The sequence below is a fragment of the Nostoc sp. UIC 10890 genome (assembly GCF_054786515.1).
On sequence record NZ_JBSGKF010000114.1, the window covers coordinates 1 to 1,931 of the forward strand.

A 1,931-nucleotide genomic window follows, 5' to 3' on the forward strand; every position below is an offset into this window, starting at 1 on the left:
TGTCAAAGGTCAGGCAATTGAGCAAAGTGTCAAAGCCCTGTTGAATATCTTGGGCAAAGATAACCCTGATGGTTCTAAAAGTTTTAAGAGTACAAGTTTTGATTTTGAACGCCTTGGCGAGAATGTAATCGTTCGTGCCAAAAACGGCGATGCTGTTCTCACTGACGGAGTTTTATCACCTAACGTTAGTGACCAACAGTTACAGGCACTTGGTAAGGTTCAATCTGTTGTTGATATGCATCATCAAATTCAGCAGGATTCTCAACAAGAATCACAATCTAGAGGTATGCACAGATAACCCGGATTTCTCACCGATGCTCAAAGCCTGTGCTTGTGCAGGTTCGCTAGTGGGAGCAGAGGAGAGTTATTGTACAAGTTCTTTCCCCTCTGCCCCTCTGCACCCCTGCTTTTGGAGCATCCTTATGCTGCATACCCTTCAGCTTAACAAGCGTGCCATTCGGGTAAGGGGTAAAGGATGTATTTAAAACCTTTCCCCTTTAACCGAACCGTATTGGGATAAGAGGCTCCTCCAAGGTGGTGAAAATGCTTACTATTGCTTTATTGTTTGGACTGGGTGGGATAATTTTTCTAGGTTGGCTGTTTGGTTTTTTTCCACCTCCTCTTCCTGAGCCAAAGTATCGCTCCCAAGATTTTAAACCTGACCAATTACCAGCCAAGAGTACAAAAGCGTCGTCAATTTCACCTCAAAATTTTGTACAACAAAGCCCAACACCGACACAAAAGGCTCTCTTAGCTAAAAATTTTAAAAAGCAGTTACCACTAAGCAAAGCAACAACGCGAAGGGTTAGATTAGCTAAAAAGCTTAAAAAGCAGGCAAATATTCAGTACGCCTCTCCAGTGCTGCAACGGCTTCGGAGCATAACTCCCATTGTTAAATTACCAGTAGTAATTGCCACACTGCGTAGGATATCACCTTACGTTTTTGAAGAGTTGGTACTTACTTGCTGCCTTGAACAGGGCTGGCAAATCCAACGCAACTTTCGGTACACTGGTGACGGCGGTATAGACGGTCGCGTATTAATTTTGGGAAAGCTCTATGTAATCCAGGTTAAACGCTACACTAATCACATTAATGCAGAACACATAAAAGATTTTCTGTACTGTATTGAACACGAAAGAGCTAGTGGTGGATTCTTAGTGCATAGTGGCATAACTGGACGGTTATCAAAAGAGTTGATTCGTCGCTCCAACAAAATAATCTTAGTGAGCGGTCAGAAACTAGTAAATTTTGTTTTAGGTAAGCAGTTGAAGATAATAGGGATAACAATACCACTTAAATCAGTGAACTGATAAGTTAGCGCCGGAACCGTAGATGCTCTTCGTTGTCATTTGGCGATGGCGAGTTGATTCCCAATCTTTTCATAATCGATGGTTTGTCATCTCTAATCAGTTGCCTAACGATGTTGATTTTCTGCTCAAAAGTCAAAGCTTTGGCATCAGTTGTAACATTCGTAAATAACTCGCTGACTTTTGCTCCTGTTACCTTTTCACCTTTGACATATTTTCCTACTTCCATAACTAAAGCAGCCAATCTTTCAATATCTAAACCCGGAATTATTTGTTGAATGTGCAATTTAACTGACTCTATTAATAACTCAGTTTCTACTTCTATTGAGAGGGATTGAACATTTCCTTGAGAATGATTTTGATGATCTCCCCATTTTTTAGTCAAGTCAAGCATCTTTTGTAAAGCATTAGTAAATTCGATATAAGTTTGAGATTGGCTTACCCCTAGCAATTTTGTTAGTTTTGAGAGCGCTGATACAGTCTCATGATTTGCTACAGTTTCTTGAGCAACGTAGTCAGAAATAGCATTAAGAGCTAAGTGTTCTGAGGTTTGATTTTTTCGGGTCAAATACCCTACTAATTCATCGTCAAATAGTTGCTTAAACTGCTTGAATGTGGTGTTG

At 40.4% G+C, this 1,931-nt stretch carries 2 protein-coding genes and 1 pseudogene; 2 read left to right on the top strand and 1 reads right to left on the bottom strand.

What is annotated here, in order from left to right:
* A pseudogene (locus ACWATR_RS39620) lies at positions 1–298 on the top strand (hypothetical protein); the annotation flags it as partial.
* 245 nt (positions 299–543) lie between these two features.
* The gene (locus tag ACWATR_RS39625) at positions 544–1,311 is read left to right on the top strand and encodes a restriction endonuclease (RefSeq protein WP_460345752.1); all 768 of its coding nucleotides are present in this window, start codon (positions 544–546) and stop codon (positions 1,309–1,311) included.
* A 4-nt stretch (positions 1,312–1,315) separates the two neighbouring features.
* On the opposite strand, the gene ACWATR_RS39630 is transcribed toward ACWATR_RS39625, so the two are convergent.
* Positions 1,316–1,931 (bottom strand): hypothetical protein (locus ACWATR_RS39630; RefSeq protein ID WP_460345755.1); only part of this gene is annotated, 616 nt, incomplete at its 5' end.